Annotated in this window: 15 protein-coding genes; 6 read left to right on the forward strand and 9 right to left on the reverse strand. The window is 63.1% G+C overall.

Features of this window, described 5'->3' with window-relative positions:
- Positions 1–5: 5 nt before the first annotated feature.
- The 3 genes from choV to ACJA3S_RS01450 form a co-directional block, all read right to left on the reverse strand.
- Entirely contained in the window at positions 6–1184 is a 1179-nt protein-coding gene (gene choV, locus ACJA3S_RS01440; protein ID WP_186687549.1) for a choline ABC transporter ATP-binding protein, read from the reverse strand.
- Positions 1181–2029 carry a choline ABC transporter permease subunit gene (choW, locus tag ACJA3S_RS01445; protein ID WP_170034006.1) on the reverse strand — a complete coding sequence of 283 codons (849 nt, stop codon included), beginning with the start codon at positions 2027–2029 and terminating at the stop codon, positions 1181–1183. Before choW ends, choV begins: the two co-directional genes overlap by 4 nt.
- Positions 2030–2110: 81 nt before the next feature.
- Entirely contained in the window at positions 2111–3058 is a 948-nt protein-coding gene (locus ACJA3S_RS01450; RefSeq protein WP_406820637.1) for a choline ABC transporter substrate-binding protein, read from the reverse strand.
- 453 nt (positions 3059–3511) lie between these two features.
- On the opposite strand from ACJA3S_RS01450, the gene ACJA3S_RS01455 reads away from it, so the two are divergent.
- Positions 3512–4888 carry an L-serine ammonia-lyase gene (locus ACJA3S_RS01455; protein WP_186687547.1) on the forward strand — a complete coding sequence of 459 codons (1377 nt, stop codon included), beginning with the start codon at positions 3512–3514 and terminating at the stop codon, positions 4886–4888.
- Between the two features lie 524 nt (positions 4889–5412).
- The gene (locus tag ACJA3S_RS01460) at positions 5413–6519 is read left to right on the forward strand and encodes a GlxA family transcriptional regulator (protein ID WP_406820638.1); all 1107 of its coding nucleotides are present in this window, start codon (positions 5413–5415) and stop codon (positions 6517–6519) included.
- 119 nt (positions 6520–6638) lie between these two features.
- Here ACJA3S_RS01460 and ACJA3S_RS01465 read toward each other — a convergent pair whose 3' ends face one another.
- From ACJA3S_RS01465 to choX, 5 genes are all read right to left on the reverse strand, one after another.
- Positions 6639–6896, reverse strand: a complete 258-nt coding sequence (locus ACJA3S_RS01465; protein ID WP_170027860.1) for a hypothetical protein — start codon at positions 6894–6896, stop codon at positions 6639–6641.
- Between the two features lie 368 nt (positions 6897–7264).
- On the reverse strand, positions 7265–7741 hold the full coding sequence (locus tag ACJA3S_RS01470) for a thioesterase family protein (RefSeq protein WP_406820639.1): 477 nt from the start codon (positions 7739–7741) through the stop codon (positions 7265–7267).
- Between the two features lie 10 nt (positions 7742–7751).
- The gene (locus ACJA3S_RS01475) at positions 7752–8717 is read right to left on the reverse strand and encodes an L-carnitine dehydrogenase (protein ID WP_406820640.1); all 966 of its coding nucleotides are present in this window, start codon (positions 8715–8717) and stop codon (positions 7752–7754) included.
- A gap of 18 nt (positions 8718–8735) precedes the next feature.
- Positions 8736–9620, reverse strand: coding sequence for a 3-keto-5-aminohexanoate cleavage protein (locus ACJA3S_RS01480; protein ID WP_406820641.1), 885 nt, complete (start codon positions 9618–9620; stop codon positions 8736–8738).
- A gap of 122 nt (positions 9621–9742) precedes the next feature.
- Positions 9743–10687, reverse strand: coding sequence for a choline ABC transporter substrate-binding protein (gene choX, locus ACJA3S_RS01485; protein WP_186674961.1), 945 nt, complete (start codon positions 10685–10687; stop codon positions 9743–9745).
- Between the two features lie 145 nt (positions 10688–10832).
- On the opposite strand from choX, the gene ACJA3S_RS01490 reads away from it, so the two are divergent.
- Positions 10833–11777 (forward strand): GlxA family transcriptional regulator, encoded by a 945-nt coding sequence (locus ACJA3S_RS01490; RefSeq protein WP_186687539.1) that lies wholly within the window; start codon positions 10833–10835, stop codon positions 11775–11777.
- A gap of 117 nt (positions 11778–11894) precedes the next feature.
- On the opposite strand, the gene ACJA3S_RS01495 is transcribed toward ACJA3S_RS01490, so the two are convergent.
- Complete coding sequence (locus tag ACJA3S_RS01495) at positions 11895–12296, reverse strand: lysozyme inhibitor LprI family protein (RefSeq protein WP_406820642.1); 402 nt, start codon at positions 12294–12296, stop codon at positions 11895–11897.
- Positions 12297–12592: 296 nt separating this feature from the next.
- Between ACJA3S_RS01495 and ACJA3S_RS01500 the strand changes: the two genes are divergently transcribed.
- The 3 genes from ACJA3S_RS01500 to dgcA all read left to right on the forward strand — a co-directional run bounded on the left by ACJA3S_RS01500 (position 12593) and on the right by dgcA (position 16254).
- A complete protein-coding gene (locus ACJA3S_RS01500; protein WP_016392223.1) occupies positions 12593–13570 on the forward strand; it encodes a dipeptidase in 978 nt (325 codons plus the stop codon).
- 77 nt (positions 13571–13647) lie between these two features.
- Positions 13648–14178 (forward strand): DUF5943 domain-containing protein, encoded by a 531-nt coding sequence (locus ACJA3S_RS01505; RefSeq protein WP_046614486.1) that lies wholly within the window; start codon positions 13648–13650, stop codon positions 14176–14178.
- A gap of 15 nt (positions 14179–14193) precedes the next feature.
- Positions 14194–16254 carry a dimethylglycine demethylation protein DgcA gene (dgcA, locus tag ACJA3S_RS01510; RefSeq protein ID WP_170027867.1) on the forward strand — a complete coding sequence of 687 codons (2061 nt, stop codon included), beginning with the start codon at positions 14194–14196 and terminating at the stop codon, positions 16252–16254.
- Positions 16255–16377 lie beyond the last annotated feature (123 nt).

Here is a 16377-nt window from a genome sequence, read left to right on the forward strand (position 1 = left end):
TTGCATCAACCGTGGTTCTTGCCGAGCAAGGCGTGGTAAAGCTCGGTATCCCCAAGAATCCCAACCACCTTGTCGTTGTCCTGCAACACCAGCTTGTTGCCGGTCTGATAACGAATCTGCAGCGCCTCGCGCATTCCGATATCGGCATTGACCAACGTTGGGCGGCGGCCCAGCAGCTCCACATCCTGCCCGGGTGCCCAGTTCTGCAGGTCAAGCCCGTTCTGTCCTTGGCGTGCGCGCTTGATCGAGCCACCTTCGCCAAGGTCGAGCCACGAGTCGATGCCGGGATCAATGCACACCGAACCATTCACCCGCTTGCACTGGTCCAGGCTGCGCATCAGGCTGCGACCGCACAATACGTTCAGCGGGTTGGTATGGGCGACGAAGGTGCGTACATATTCGTCGGCCGGGTTCAGCACGATCTCTTCCGGCTTGCTGTACTGGATGATCCGCCCGTCCTTCATGATCGCGATGCGGCTGCCCAGCTTCAGTGCCTCGTCCAGGTCGTGGCTGACGAACACGATGGTCTTGCTCAGCTTCGCCTGCAGGCCCAGCAACTCATCTTGCAGGCCCTGGCGAATCAGTGGGTCGAGTGCCGAGAACGGTTCGTCCATCAGCAGGATGTCGGCATCCATCGCTAGCGCCCGGGCCAGGCCCACGCGCTGTTGCATGCCGCCAGACAATTCGTCCGGCTTCTTGTTGCGCCACTGGGTCAGGCCCACCAGCTCGAGCTTCTCGTCAACCAGCTTGCGCCGTTCCTTTTCAGGGCGGCCCTGCATTTCCAGGCCAAAGCTGATGTTCTCGCGCACCGTCAGCCAGGGCATCAGGGCAAACTTCTGGAACACCATGGCAATGCGCTTGGTGCGCATCATCTTCAGCTCGGCCGGGGTGCAGTGGGCAATGTCGATGTGCTTGCCTTCGTGCTCTACGAACAGCTTGCCGCGGCTGACGGTGTTGAGGCCGTTGATGCAGCGCAGCAGGCTCGACTTGCCGGAGCCGGACAAGCCCATCAGTACGCAGATCTCGCCCTTCTGGATGTCCAGGTTGGCCTTCTCGACACCCACCACCAGGCCGGTTTCCTTGAGGATCTGCTCGCGGGTCTTGCCCTGGTCGAGCAGCGCCAGCGCCTCGCGCGGCTTGCTGGAGAAGATGACGTCGACGTCTTCGAATCGAATGATGCTCATGCTTCACCCCTTACCGGCAGGTCCGGTTGCTTGCAGATACGGTCGAGCATGATCGCCAGCAGCACGATCGCCAGGCCCGCTTCGAAGCCCAGGGAGATATCAGCGGTGTTCAGTGCGTTGACCACAGGTTTGCCCAGGCCGTCAGCGCCGACCAGGGCGGCAATCACCACCATCGACAGCGACAGCATGATGCACTGGGTTACGCCGGCGGCGATGCTCGGCATCGCGTGCGGCAGTTCGATACGGGTGAGCAGCTGGCGGCGCGAGCAGCCGAACGCCTTGCCGGCGTCCATCAGCTCCTGCGGCACGTCGCAGATGCCCAGGTAGGTGAGGCGGATCGGCGCGGCGATGGCGAACACCACGGTCGAGATCAGCCCCGGTACCACACCCAGGCCGAACAGGGTCAGGGTGGGGATCAGGTAGACGAAGGTGGGGACCGTCTGCATCAGGTCGAGTACCGGGCGCATGGCGGTGTAGAACATCGGCTTGTGCGCGGCGACGATACCCAGCGGCACGCCGATGGCCACGCACACTACTGTGGCGAAGGTGACCTGCGCCAGGGTTTCCATGGTTTCCTGCCAGTAACCCAGGTTGAGGATCAGCAGGAACGACAGGGCGACGAATGCAGTCAGCGCCCATTTGCGCTGGATCAGGTGCGCCAGGGCGGCGAACAGGGCGATTAGGACGAACGGGTTGAACCAGGTCAGGGCACTGGTGACGCCATGGATCATGAATTCCAGGCCTTGCGCGATGGCGTCGAAATAACTCGCGCCGTTCTGGGTAAGCCATTCGACGAACGACGCGATGTACTGCCCCAGGGGTATTTTCTGATCGATAAGCATGATAGCGAGCTTCCACCTGCATAGATTGAACTCAACCCAGGGCAGACACGATCCTGCCCCGGGGTAGCGCTATTGCATATTGCGTTATTGCGTCAGTTTGGCCTTGGCCGCCTCGAGGCCGGGCTTGCCGTCCACGGTAGTCACGCCGGCCAGCCAGGCTTCCAGCTTGCCAGGGTTCTCCTTGAGCCACTTCCTGGCGGCCGCCTCGGGTTTCATCTTGTCGTCCAGGACATAGCCCATCATGGTGCTTTCATCCTTGAGCTCGAACGACAGGTTCTTCAACAGCTGGCCAACGTTGCTGCATTCCTGCACATAGCCCTTGCGGGTGTTGGTCAACACGGTCGCCTTGCCGAATTCGGGGCCGAAGAACTCGTCCCCGCCGGTCAGGTACTGCATCTTGAAGCGGGTGTTCATCGGGTGCGGTTCCCAGCCGAGGAACACGATGGCCTCGCCGCGCTTCTGTGCGCGGTCGACCTGCGACAGCATGCCGGCCTCGCTGGACTGCACGATCTTGAAACCAGCGTCCTTCAGGCCGAAGGCGTTCTTGTCGATCATGCTCTGGATGGTGCGGTTGCCATCGTTGCCGGGCTCGATGCCGTAGATCTTGCTGTCCAGTTCCTTCTTGAACTTGGGAATGTCGCTGAAATCCTTCAGCCCCTTGTCATACAGGGCCTGGGGCACAGCCAGGGTGTACTTGGCGTTTTCCAGGTTGGCGCGCACGGTTTCTACAGTGCCGGCGTCGCGATATTGCTTGATGTCGTTCTCCATGGTCGGCATCCAGTTGCCGAGAAACACATCCAGGTCCTTGCCGGTGGCCAGCGACTTGTAGGTCACCGGTACCGAGATCATGGTGGTGTGAGCCTTGTAGCCCAAGGCCTCGAGCACAACGCTGGTGGTCGCGGTGGTGACCGTGATATCGGTCCAGCCGACGTCCGAGAAGCGTACTGTCTGGCACTGCTCGGGCTCGGCGGCCTGGGCCAGCAAGGGTGCGGACAACAACGCAGCCAGCAACAGCGATGGTGAACCTTTCATGGATGGACTCCTGTGGATTTGTCTTCGGGTTCGCGTGGGTCGCCGGGCTTTCTCAGGGTCCGGTCGACCAGGCCTGCAGAGGGCAGGATGCGTGGCCGTGCTTTACGAGTCGCTTTCGATAATCCTCCAGCGCCGGGCAATCGCCTACTGGTAGGGTCGTAACCAGTACGGAACGGGTCGTATCCAGTACAGGCGATGTCGCTTATGGATTTTTCCATCCCCCTGGGCGCATTTTTGCGTCACCAGGGCGCCCTGAAACGGCATGGCAAGGTTGGCTCCCCATGCAAAAACAGCGCGGCGCTGCTGGACAAAAGTACGTCGGTTGCAGACGGCGAGGGGGACGCCAAAAGCCCGATGATGCGTGCATTCAAGGCGGCCCGCTGCTTCAGCCTAGCAGCTGCCGCGCCCTGCGCATGGCGCGCAGAGACAAGCCCATCAAGAGGTGATTCGACAATGGCCATCAGCGTGTTCGACCTGTTCAAGATCGGTGTCGGGCCTTCCAGCTCCCACACCGTCGGCCCCATGCGTGCCGGCGCCCTGTTCGTCCAGGGCCTGCGTGACCGCGGCGAGCTGGAGCGTGTGAAGCGGATCGAAGTGCGCCTGTATGGCTCGCTGTCGGCCACCGGCGTCGGCCACGGCACCGACAACGCCACCATCATGGGCCTGATGGGCGAATGGCCTGACGCCATTGACCCGACCCAGATCGCGCCGCGTATCGCCGACCTGCGGGAAACCCGCACGCTGCTGTTGGATAGCCGCCTGCCGATCGAATTCGTCTGGGCCCGCGACATGCTGTTGCTGGACGAGAACCTGCCGTACCACCCCAATGCCATGACCTTGATTGCCGAAGGCGAGCAGGGCGAGCTGCACCGCGACACCTATTACTCGGTGGGTGGCGGCTTCGTGGTCGATGCCGCCCAGGCCGCCAGCGGCGTGCTGGACGCCGACCAGACGGAGCTGCCGTACGACTTCAACAGCGCCGCCGAACTGCTGCGCCTGTGCAAGCAAAACGACCTCAGCGTGTCGCAATTGATGATGGCCAACGAGAAGGTCTGGCGCAGCGAGGAAGAGATTCGCGCTGGCCTGCACAAGCTGTGGGAGGCCATGCAGGAATGCGTAAACAATGGCCTGAAGTACGAAGGCACCTTGCCTGGCGGCCTTAATGTGCGCCGCCGCGCAGCCAAGCTGCACCGCAACCTGCAGGAAATCGGCAAGCCCAACGTGATTGGCTCGACCATGAGCGCCATGGAATGGGTCAACCTGTTCGCCCTGGCGGTCAACGAAGAGAACGCCGCCGGCGGGCGCATGGTCACGGCACCGACCAACGGCGCAGCCGGCATCATTCCGGCGGTACTGCATTACTACATGCGCTTCAGCGATGCGGTGAACGAGTCCAGTGTGGTCGACTTCTTCCTCGCCGCTGCGGCAGTCGGCATCCTGTGCAAGAAGAACGCGTCGATTTCCGGGGCCGAGGTTGGCTGCCAGGGTGAAGTCGGTTCGGCCTGTGCCATGGCCGCTGCCGGTTTGGCCGAAGTACTGGGGGCTACGCCGCCGCAGGTGGAGAACGCCGCTGAAATCGCCCTGGAACACAACCTCGGCCTGACCTGCGACCCGGTTGGCGGGTTGGTCCAGGTGCCGTGCATCGAGCGCAACGCAATCGCTGCGGTAAAAGCCATCAATGCAGTGCAGATGGCTTTGCGTGGTGACGGCGAGCACTTCATTTCCCTCGACCAGGTGATCCGCACCATGCGGGACACCGGGGCCGACATGCACGACAAATATAAAGAGACCTCGCGCGGTGGCCTGGCGGTCAGCGCCATTGAATGCTGAGTTCTTGAGCGCCCTCAAGGGCCTCGTCGCGGATGAATCCGCTCCTACAGGTTGAATACGCCCTGATGTTGGAGAAAAAATCCAACCTCAGGGTCATGCATTCCTTGTAGGAGCGGATTCATCCGCGATGAGGCCCTTGAACGTTTCAAGTGCGCCGTGCCCTGTTTCAGTGCTTGACCTGGGCTGACCAATCGTCGGCTGTCGCTATCAGTACGAGCATTGTCGGTGACACTCAAGAGTGTCGTTTCTGGGCAACCTGCACGTTGCGTGTCACCAAATTGCTCAGTTGCTGCATGCAAGGCGCTAGGACGGTGCTTTGCGAAGACCAGTCAAAGCGTTCGAAGTACCTGATTTGCCGAATGAAGGCGTCGTTTTCAGGTTTTTTTGGATGGCCGTTCAATTTCAGGCACGGCCTTTGCGTTGAGATTGGAAACAAGCCCCCGCACATGAACCAGGGGGCCATAACAAGAAAATCAGTGCCCGCCTGAGGCACACACCCTGCATTTGTGTGAGGAGAAATCGCGATGACGTCGTACACCTCCGGGAACCCAACCCAGAACCGCACAGCCCCTCAGTCCATCGGGTTTCTCCTTCTGGACAATTTCACCCTGATTTCGCTGGCCTCGGCGGTCGAGCCGCTGCGCATGGCCAACCAGCTGTCCGGCCGCGAGCTGTACCGCTGGCACACCCTGACCGTCGACGGCGGCCAGGTGTGGGCCAGCGACGGCCTGCAGATCACCCCGGACGCGGCCATGCACAGCGCCCCACCGATGGACACCGTCATCGTCTGTGGCGGCGTCGGCATCCAGCGCACCGTTACCCGTGAGCATGTCACCTGGCTGCAGGCCCAGGCCCGCCAGTCGCGCCGCCTGGGAGCGGTGTGCACCGGCAGCTGGGCGCTGGCCTGCGCCGGCCTGCTCGACGGTTTCGATTGCAGCGTGCATTGGGAATGTCTGGCGGCCATGCAGGAAGCCTACCCGCGGGTGAACATGAGTACCCGCCTGTTCACCCTGGACCGTAACCGCTTCACCAGCTCTGGCGGCACTGCGCCGCTGGACATGATGCTGCACCTGATCAGTCGCGACCATGGGCGCGAGCTCTCGGCGGCGATCTCGGAGATGTTCGTCTACGAGCGTATTCGCAACGAGCAGGACCACCAGCGCGTGCCGCTCAAGCACATGCTCGGCACCAACCAGCCGAAGCTGCAGGAGATCGTCGCGTTGATGGAGGCCAACCTCGAAGAGCCGATCGACCTCGACGAACTGGCGGTGTATGTGTCGGTGTCGCGTCGCCAGCTCGAGCGGCTGTTCCAGAAGTACCTGCACTGTTCGCCGTCGCGCTATTACCTGAAGCTGCGCCTGATCCGCGCCCGTCAGCTGCTGAAGCAGACGCCAATGTCGATCATCGAGGTGGCCTCGGTATGTGGCTTCGTGTCGACCCCGCACTTCTCCAAGTGCTACCGCGAGTATTTCGGCATTCCGCCGCGTGACGAGCGTGTGGGTTCCAACACCGCGCAGCAGGTGGCCATGATGCCGATCCCGCAGGCCATGATCCTGTCGCCGCACAGCGGGCCGATGGCGGCCCTGAGCCAGGCGCGCAACGAATCGACCTTTGCCAGTGTGAGGCTCTGAAACGGCACTGGCCCCTTCGCGGATAAACCCGCGCCCACAGGTACTGCACTGCTTTCACGTTCAGTGCAGTACCTGTGGGCGCGGGTTTATCTGCGAAGAGGCCAGTGCAGGAAAGCCAGTCAGGCGCGTTGGTTGAATTGCGCCAACGCGGGCAGCAGCTGCTTGTCGATGGCCTGGCGCACCGCCGGCAGGATCGTCGCGCTACCGGTATACATCTGCTCTACCATGCCCTTCAGCGCCCGCGCATTGGGCTCGGTCAGCCCGCGCACCACCGCCTCGCAGGCCTGCTCGGCGCTGGCACCGGCCGGAATGTCGAACCCGCGCGCGCGCAGGTGGCCTGCAAGGTCGTCCTGGTCAATCAAATCCGCATGCATCATGGCTGTTGTCCCTTTTATCGCTAAGAGAGTGCTGCTGTGATTTACGACCGATTCTGTGACGCTGGCGACATACCCGCAACCACAGAATGGCGGCATGGCTGCTTTGGCTAAGAACAGGTCGTTTCCGGCTAAATCGAGCTGCCGGGAACTGCGCACACTCAAGCCATCTACCGCAACGGAGGGTTTGGTCACCCTCGTTCGTGCAACGTGGATGCTGCTCGCTCTTGGCCCCGGTTGCTCACGGCTTCCCGGGGCTATTTTTTTGCCTGAATACATGACCTGTGGGAGCGGGCGTGCCCGCGAATGCAGCGGTGAATCCACCCTCGCATTCGCGGGCACGCCCGCTCCCACAGGTCATAGGTTGCTGCTCAGTTTGGCGTAGGCAGGGCTATCACCCGGCCGAGGAACTCAGCCGGGGGCACATTCTGCTGTTCATCCAGCAACCCCTTCAGCAACCCGACACTGCGCTCACTGAACGGCGCCGACTTCGGCCCGGCCAGGTCCACATGCAGCAGCATCTGCTCGCTGGCCGCCAGCGCCTCGTCGAACCCTGCCCGGTGCAGGCTGTGGTAGACGTGCAAGCGCTTGCGATCGAAGCCGATGATCTGGGTCTGCACCCACACCTCGCTGCCCAGCTTCACTTCGTGCAGGTAGTTGATGTGCGCTTCCAGGGTGAACAGCGAATTGCCGCTTTGCCCCCGGCTGTCGGCATCCAGGCCTATGCGCTCCATCAGCGCATCGGTGGCATAGCTGAAGATCAGCAGGTAGAAGGCATCGCGCAGATGCCCGTTGTAGTCGACCCAGTCCGCCTGGACCGGGGTGCGGTAGGTGATCAGTGCGGGCATTACAGGGTCCTCAATCGCCGAAGGCCATGCCGTGCTTGGCCTTGCTGGTTTTCACGGCGTCCAGCACAGCCAGCAGGGTGTCATCACGATAGCGCTCCAGCGCGGCGATGCTACGTTCGCCCAGCTGTTCCGACGTGCCTTCGACCACGTCGTCGATCAGTTTGTCGGTCAGCTCCGGTGCTGGCAGGTAGGTCCACGGCAGCTTCAGCGCCGGGCCGAACTGGGCCATGAAGTGGCGCATGCCGGCGTCGCCTCCGGCCAGGGTGTAGGTCAGGAACGTGCCCATGAACGACCAGCGCAGCCCGGCGCCGAAGCGGATCGCATCGTCGATTTCGCCAGTGCTGGCCACGCCGTCGTTGACCAGGTGCAGGGCTTCGCGCCACAGCGCTTCCAGCAGGCGGTCGGCGATGAAACCGGGGACTTCCTTGCGCACATGCAGCGGGCGCATGCCCAGCGCGGTGTAAATGGCCTTGGCCGCTTCGATGGCCTCGGGGGCGGTGCGCTTGCCGCCGACGATCTCTACCAGTGGCAGCAGGTACACCGGGTTGAACGGATGGCCGACCACGCAACGCTCGGGGTGGGTGGCCGATTCGTAGAACTCGCTGGGCAGCAGGCCCGAAGTGCTGCTGCCGATAATCGCGTCGGGTTTGGCCGCGGCGCTGATTTTCGCATGCAGGTCGAGCTTCAGGTCCAGCCGCTCCGGCGCGCTTTCCTGGATGAAGTCGGCATCACGTACACATTCCTCGATGGTGGCGACGAACTTCAGCCGGTCCGGGGAAGCACCCGGCGCCAGGCCTTGCTTCTGCAGGGCCGGCCAGGCATTGGCAACACGCTTGCGCAGCGCCTGTTCGGCGCCGGGCGCCGGGTCCCAGGCGACCACGTCCAGGCCGTGGGCCAGGGCGCGGGCGACCCAGCCGCTGCCGATCACGCCGCTACCCAGGGCAGCGAAGGTGTTGATCTGGGTGATGAAGGTCATGGTGTTCTCCTGAATGACTCAGCGGCGTTTGAGGTTCATCTTTTCCCGGCCTTCGGCCGGGGTAAGCACACGGGCACCAAGGCGCGAAATGATTTCTACCGCGCGCTCGACCAGCTGGCCGTTGCTGGCCAGCACGCCACGGTCCAGGTACAGGTTGTCTTCCAGGCCCACCCGCACGTTGCCACCCAGCAGCACCGCCTGGGCGGCCATCGGCATCTGCATGCGGCCGATGCCGAAGCCGGCCCAGGTGACATTGGCCGGCAGGTTGTCGACCATCGCCTTCATGGTGGTGGTATCGGCTGGTGCCCCCCAAGGAATGCCCAGGCACAGCTGGAACAGCGGGTCGTCGAGCAGGCCTTCCTTGATCATCTGCTTGGCGAACCACAGGTGGCCAGTGTCGAAGATTTCCAGCTCGGCCTTGACCCCCAGTTCGGTGATGCGCCGGGCGCCGGCCCGCAGTTGCGCCGGGGTGGAAACGTAGATCGAATTGCCGTCGCCAAAGTTGAGGGTGCCGCAGTCCAGGGTGCAGATCTCCGGCAGCAGCGCTTCGACATGGGCCAGGCGTTCCAACGGGCCGATCAGGTCGGTACCCGGGCCGAATTCCAGCGGCGTTTCGCCCGGGCCGATTTCCAGGTCGCCGCCCATGCCGGCGGTGAGGTTGACGATGATGTCCACGTCGGCTTCGCGGATGCGCTCCATGACTTCGCGGTACAGCGCCACGTCGCGGCTGAAGCGGCCGGTTTGTGGGTCGCGAACGTGGCAGTGGACCACGGTGGCGCCGGCTTTGGCGGCTTCCACGGCGGCTGCGGCGATCTGCTTGGGGGTGACCGGGACCAGGTGGCTTTTCGAGGCGGTGTCGCCGGCGCCGGTGAGGGCGCAGGTGATGATGACGTCGTGGTTCATGGTGGGTTCCTTGTGATAGCTGTGTTGGGCTTTTCGCGGGCGCGCCCGCTCCCACAGGATCTACGTGACCCTGAGTGTGTCGCTGTACCTGTGGGAGCGGGCATGCCCGCGAAGGGGCCGGATCAGTTGGCGGTGAGCTTGAGGTTGTCCGCCGCCGGCTGGCCGTCGAAGGTGGTCACCCCCTCAAGCCAGCGGGCCTTGTCCTGGGGATGGTCCTTGAGCCATTGGCGAGCCGATTCCAACGGGTCCTTGTGGTCGAGCAGCGGCTGCATCATGCGGCTCTCGTCTTCGGCGCTGAAGTTCAGGTTGGCCAGCAGGCGGTGGGCGTTGGGGCAGCGTTCGGCGTAGTCCGGCGCGGTCACGGTCCAGACCGTCGCGCGGCCTTCGTCAGGGCCCAGGGCGTCCTGGCTGTCGCCCAGGTAGACCATGTCGATATTCACGTTCATCGGGTGCGGCGCCCAACCGAAGAACACCACGGCCTCCTTGCGCCGTACCGCGCGGTCGACGGCGGCGAGCATGCCGGCCTCGCTGGACTCGACCAGCTGGAACTTGCCCAGGCCGAACTGGTTCTTGGCGATCATCGCCTTGATCTGGGTGTTGGCGCCGGAGCCTGGCTCGATGCCGTAGATTTTCCCGCCCAGCTCCTTTTCGAACTTGTGGATATCGGCGAAAGTCTTCAGGCCCTTGTCGGCCAGGTACTTCGGCACCGCCAGGGTGGCGCGGGCATCTTCCAGGCTGGGCTTGTCGAGCACCTTGACCTGCTTGGCGTCGACGAACGGGGTGATGGTCTGGGTCATGATCGGGTTCCAGTACCCGAGGAACATGTCCAGGCGTTTGTCGCGGATGCCGGCGAAGATGATCTGCTGCGACGCACTGGTCTGCTTGGTCTGGTAGCCCAGGCCGTCGAGCAGCACCTGGGCCATGGCACTGGTGGCGATGACGTCGGTCCAGTTGACCACGCCCAGGCGGACGTTCTTGCAGGCCGCGGGTTCGGCGGCATAAAGCGGGGAAGCGACGATAGTGCTCAGGGCTACGGACAACAGGCTGCGGCGGATCAAGCGTTGCATGGTGGCTCTCCATCGGCAGGGCGTTTTTTATAGGGGCCGGCCTCTCTGGGCCGTGTGAACACGCTACGCTGCTGCCAGGGTGGAAAATCGCACCCTGGCGACCAACAATTGCACGGAGGCGACCAACTTTGCCGTGGAGCATGCAATGCCGCAAATCATCCATTTCCTGCTGTTGCCCGGTTTCTCGGCGATGGGCTTCATCAGTGCCCTGGAGCCACTGCGGGTGGCAAACCGTTTCCAGGGCCCGTCGTACAGCTGGCAGGTGCTGAGCCTGGATGGCGGCGCGGTGCAGGCCAGCAATGGCATGTCGGTGAACGCCGATGCGGCGCTGACGGCGGCCGGGCCTGGCGGCGTCCTGTTGATCGTGGCCGGTTTCGACCCCCTGGCCTGCTACGGGCCGGCCTTGCAACACGCGCTGCGCCGCCTCGACCGCGACGGGGTGATACTGGGCGGCATCGACACCGGTGCGGTGGTGCTGGCCGAGGCCGGCCTGCTGGATGGCCACCGCGCCACCGTGCACTGGGAGGCGCTCGAAGCGTTCAAGGAGAACTACCCGAACCTGCAGGCGACCCAGGAACTGTTCGAGATCGACCGGCGGCGTATCACCTGCGCCGGCGGTACCGCGTCGATCGACCTGATGCTCGACCTGATTGCACAGGCCCACGGCAGCGAACTGGCGGTGCAGGTCTCGGAGCAGTTCGTGCTCGGGCGTATCCGCCAGCGCCAGGACCACCAGCGCATGCAGATCGCCAGCCGCTACGGCATCAGCAACAAGAAGCTGGTGAAGGTGATTGGCGAAATGGAGCGCAACACCGAGCAGCCGCTCAATACCCAGGTGCTGGCCGATGCGGTGCAGGTGACCCGGCGGCAGCTGGAGCGGCTGTTTCGCCTGCATCTGGGCGACACGCCCAGCGGTTTCTATTTGCGACTGCGGCTGGACAAGGCCCGGCAGCTGTTGCGCCAGACCGACATGAGCGTGCTGGAGGTAGGGGTAGCGTGCGGGTTCGAATCGGCTTCGTACTTTACCCGCTGCTATCGGGCGCGGTACCAGCGCTGCCCGCGGGAGGACCGTCTGGCCCGGGCGGTTTGATTTGCGCCTGTACCGGCCTCTTCGCGGGCACGCCCGCTCCCACAGGAACCCCGCCGCCCGTGAGCGTTGCGCAGTACCTGTGGGAGCGGGCGTGCCCGCGAGGAGGCCGGTACAGGCTTACTGCTGGCCGATGGACTGCAGGTACTCCGAGCGGTCATCGCTGCGCTGCGCCACACAGGTATCCCAGGCTGCCTGGAATGCCTTGCTGCCAGGCTTCTCGGCAAAGGTCTCAACCTTGCAGTCGGCGTCACGCAGCTGCGTCCACAGCTTTTCGGCAGCGTCCATGCGCGTGACCAGTGCGTTCGCCTGGTCGCCTTCGTCGGCATACTGGTCACGGATGCGCTGGATCAGGTCGTCGTACGCCGCTTTCAGCTCGCGCTCGGCAGTCTGCTTGTTGAATGCAGCGCAGGCGTAGGTCTGCTGGTCGGTCTCGACGTTGTCGCAGGGGGTAGTTTCTTCCTCGCCGGCCTGGGCGCCCGACACGACGGCCAGCAGTACCAGCCATGCCATTGATTTCATCCTTATTCTCCTCAACAGGCTGACGAATCGCTGGGATTCTCGCTCAGACGACGGCGCTGCGGTAGCTGCCTGAACAAATGTTCATAAAGCGCAGGAAAACGTCGTTATCGAGACTGTCTCTCATCCCCAAACGGCGTAGCCAAGGCGCTGGAACAGGCGCGTTGTCGCGCATTGACGCTTTCGGCAAACCCCCTGTCGTTTTTGCATCGGGGCGCCGTTGGGCACAGGCATATGCTGGCCCCAAAGCGCCGGCACAAGGTTTGGCGCCAACCTATTCAATAAAAGGGGACAGCCTGATGAGCCCAGCCGAACTTCACGCCGACAGCATCGTCATCGACGGCCTGATCATTGCCAAATGGAACCGCGAGCTGTTCGAAGACATGCGCAAAGGCGGGCTGACTGCGGCCAACTGCACGGTTTCGGTCTGGGAAGGCTTCAAGGCAACCGTCGACAACATCGCTGCCAGCCAGAAGCTGATCCGCGACAACAGCGACCTGGTCATGCCGGTGCGCACCACCGCCGACATCCGCAAGGCCAAGGAGTTGGGCAAGACCGGCATCCTCTTCGGCTTCCAGAACGCCCACGCGTTCGAAGACCAGATCGCCTACGTCGACGTGTTCAAGCAGCTGGGCGTGGGCATCGTGCAGATGTGCTACAACACCCAGAACCTGGTGGGCACCGGTTGCTACGAGCGTGACGGTGGCCTGTCGGGCTTCGGCCGCGAGATCGTCGCCGAAATGAACCGCGTCGGCATCATGTGCGACCTGTCCCACGTTGGCTCCAAGACTTCCGAAGAAGTCATCCTCGAATCGAAAAAGCCGGTGTGCTACTCGCACTGCCTGCCGTCGGGCCTGAAAGAACACCCGCGCAACAAGTCCGATGCAGAGCTGAAGTTCATCGCCGACCACGGTGGTTTCGTTGGCGTGACCATGTTCGCGCCGTTCCTGGCCAAGGGCATCGACTCGACCATCGACGACTACGCCGAAGCCATCGAGTACACCATGAACATCGTCGGTGAAGACGCTATCGGTATCGGTACCGACTTCACCCAGGGCCACGGCCAGGACTTCTTCGAGTACCTGACCCACGACAAGGGTTATGCCCGTCGCCTGACCAACTTCGGCAAGATCATCAACCCGCTGGGTATCCGTACCGTGGGCGAATTCCCCAACCTCACCGAAACCTTGCTCAAGCGCGGCCACTCCGAGCGCGTGGTGCGCAAGATCATGGGCGAGAACTGGGTCAACGTCCTCAAGGACGTGTGGGGCGAATAAGCCGCTCTCCAAGCCTGTAAGCCCTTGCCAGCAACGCCGGGGCACCCCAAACAAAATTTTTATGGAGTTGAGTTTCCATGGCCAAGATCGCCCCGCAATTGCCAATCGAAGTCGACAGCGAGACCGGTGTCTGGACCAGTGACGCCTTGCCGATGCTGTATGTGCCGCGCCATTTCTTCGTCAACAACCACATGGGTATCGAAGAAGTCCTCGGTGCCGACAAGTACGCCGAGATCCTCTACAAGGCCGGCTACAAGTCCGCCTGGCACTGGTGTGAAAAAGAAGCCGAATGCCATGGCCTGGAAGGCGTGGCGGTGTTCGAGCACTACATGAAGCGCCTGAGCCAGCGCGGCTGGGGCCTGTTCGAGATCCAGGACATCGACCTGGACAAGGGTACCTGCAGCGTCAAGCTCAAGCACTCGGCGTTCGTGTACGTCTATGGCAAGTGTGGCCGCAAGGTCGACTACATGTTCACCGGCTGGTTCGCCGGCGCCATGGACCAGATTCTCGCTGCCCGCGGCAGCTCGATCCGCACCGTGGCCGAACAGGTCTACGGCGGTTCGGAAGAAGGCCACGAAGATGGCCTGTTCGTCGTCAAGCCGTTGTAAGCCGGAGATAGCGTCATGGCATTCGAAGCAATGTTCCAGCCGATTCAGATCGGCAAACTGACCATCCGTAACCGCGTGCTCAGCACCGCGCACGCCGAGGTCTACGCCACTGACGGCGGCATGACGACCGACCGCTATGTGAAGTACTACGAAGAAAAGGCCAAGGGCGGTATCGGCCTGGCGATCTGCGGCGGCTCGTCTGTCGTCGCCATCGACAGCCCGCAGGAGTGGTGGTCGTCGGTCAACCTGTCGACCGACCGCATCATCCCGCACTTCCAGAACCTGGCCGATGCCATGCACAAGCATGGCGCCAAGATCATGATCCAGATTACCCACATGGGCCGTCGCTCGCGCTGGGACGGCTTCAACTGGCCGACCCTGATGTCGCCGTCGGGTATCCGTGAACCCGTGCACCGCGCCACCTGCAAGACCATCGAGGTGGAAGAGATCTGGCGCGTGATCGGCAACTACGCGCAAGCGGCACGCCGCGCCAAAGAGGGCGGCCTGGACGGCGTCGAGCTGTCGGCCGTGCACCAGCACATGATCGACCAGTTCTGGAGCCCGCGGGTCAACAAGCGTACCGACGAATGGGGCGGCACTTTCGAAGGCCGCATGAAGTTCGGCCTGGAAGTGCTCAAGGCCGTACGCGCCGAGGTCGGTGACGACTTCTGCGTGGGCATGCGCATTTGCGGTGACGAGTTCCATCCGGACGGCCTCAGCCATGAGGACATGAAGCAGATCGCCGCGTACTACGACGCCACTGGCATGATCGACTTCATCGGCGTGGTCGGCTCGGGTTGCGACACCCACAACACCCTGGCCAACGTCATCCCCAACATGAGCTACCCGCCGGAGCCGTTCCTGCACCTGGCGGCCGGCATCAAGGAAGTGGTCAAGGTCCCGGTACTGCACGCGCAGAACATCAAGGACCCGAACCAGGCCACGCGTATCCTCGAAGGCGGCTACGTGGACATGGTCGGCATGACCCGTGCGCACATCGCCGACCCGCACCTGATCGCCAAGATCAAGATGGGCCAGATCGACCAGATCAAGCAGTGCGTCGGTGCCAACTACTGCATCGACCGCCAGTACCAGGGCCTGGACGTGCTGTGCATCCAGAACGCCGCGACCTCCCGTGAATACATGGGCGTGCCGCACATCATCGAGAAGACCACCGGCGCCAAGCGCAAGGTGGTGGTAGTGGGCGCCGGCCCTGCCGGCATGGAAGCGGCCCGCGTGGCTGCCGAACGTGGCCACGACGTGACCCTGTTCGAGAAGAAGGACCAGATCGGCGGGCAGATCACCATCGCCGCCAAGGCGCCGCAACGCGACCAGATTGCCGGTATCACCCGCTGGTACCAGCTGGAGCTGGCGCGCCTGAAGGTCGACCTGCGCCTGGGCACCGCTGCCGACGTGGCGACCATCCAGGACCTGCGCCCGGACATCATCGTGCTGGCCGTGGGTGGGCATTCGTTCCTCGAGCAGAACGAGCACTGGGGCGCCGCCGAAGGGTTGGTGGTCAGCAGCTGGGATGTGCTCGATGGCAAGGTGGCACCGGGCAAGAACGTGCTGGTGTACGACACCATCTGTGAATTCACCGGTATGTCGGTGGCGGACTTCATCGCCGACAAGGGCAGCCAGGTGGAAATCGTCACCGACGACATCAAGCCGGGCGTGGCCATGGGCGGTACCAGCTTCCCGACCTACTACCGCAGCATCTACCCGAAAGAAGTGATCATGACCGGCGACATGATGCTGGAAAAGGTCTACCGCGAGGGTGACAAGCTGGTGGCGGTGCTGGAGAACGAATACACCGGCGCCAAGGAAGAGCGCGTGGTCGACCAGGTAGTGGTGGAGAACGGCGTGCGTCCTGACGAGCAGCTGTACTACGCGCTGAAGGAAGGTTCGCGCAACAAGGGCCAGATCGACGTGGAGGCGCTGTTCGCCATCAAGCCACAGCCGATCCTCAGCCAGCCGGGCGAAGGCTACCTGCTGTACCGCATCGGCGACTGCGTGGCCCAGCGCAACGTGCATGCGGCGATCTACGACGCCTTGCGCCTGTGCAAGGACTTCTGATCGCACCGGCATGAACACCGCCCCCGAGGGCGGGATTGGCCCCCTGTGGGAGCGGGTTTACCCGCGAATGCGTCAGCACTGACAACCTCGTTGCCTGATCGGACGCATTCGCGGGTGAACCCG

Source organism: Pseudomonas sp. KnCO4 (genome assembly GCF_045344305.1).
Lineage (GTDB): Bacteria > Pseudomonadota > Gammaproteobacteria > Pseudomonadales > Pseudomonadaceae > Aquipseudomonas > Aquipseudomonas anuradhapurensis.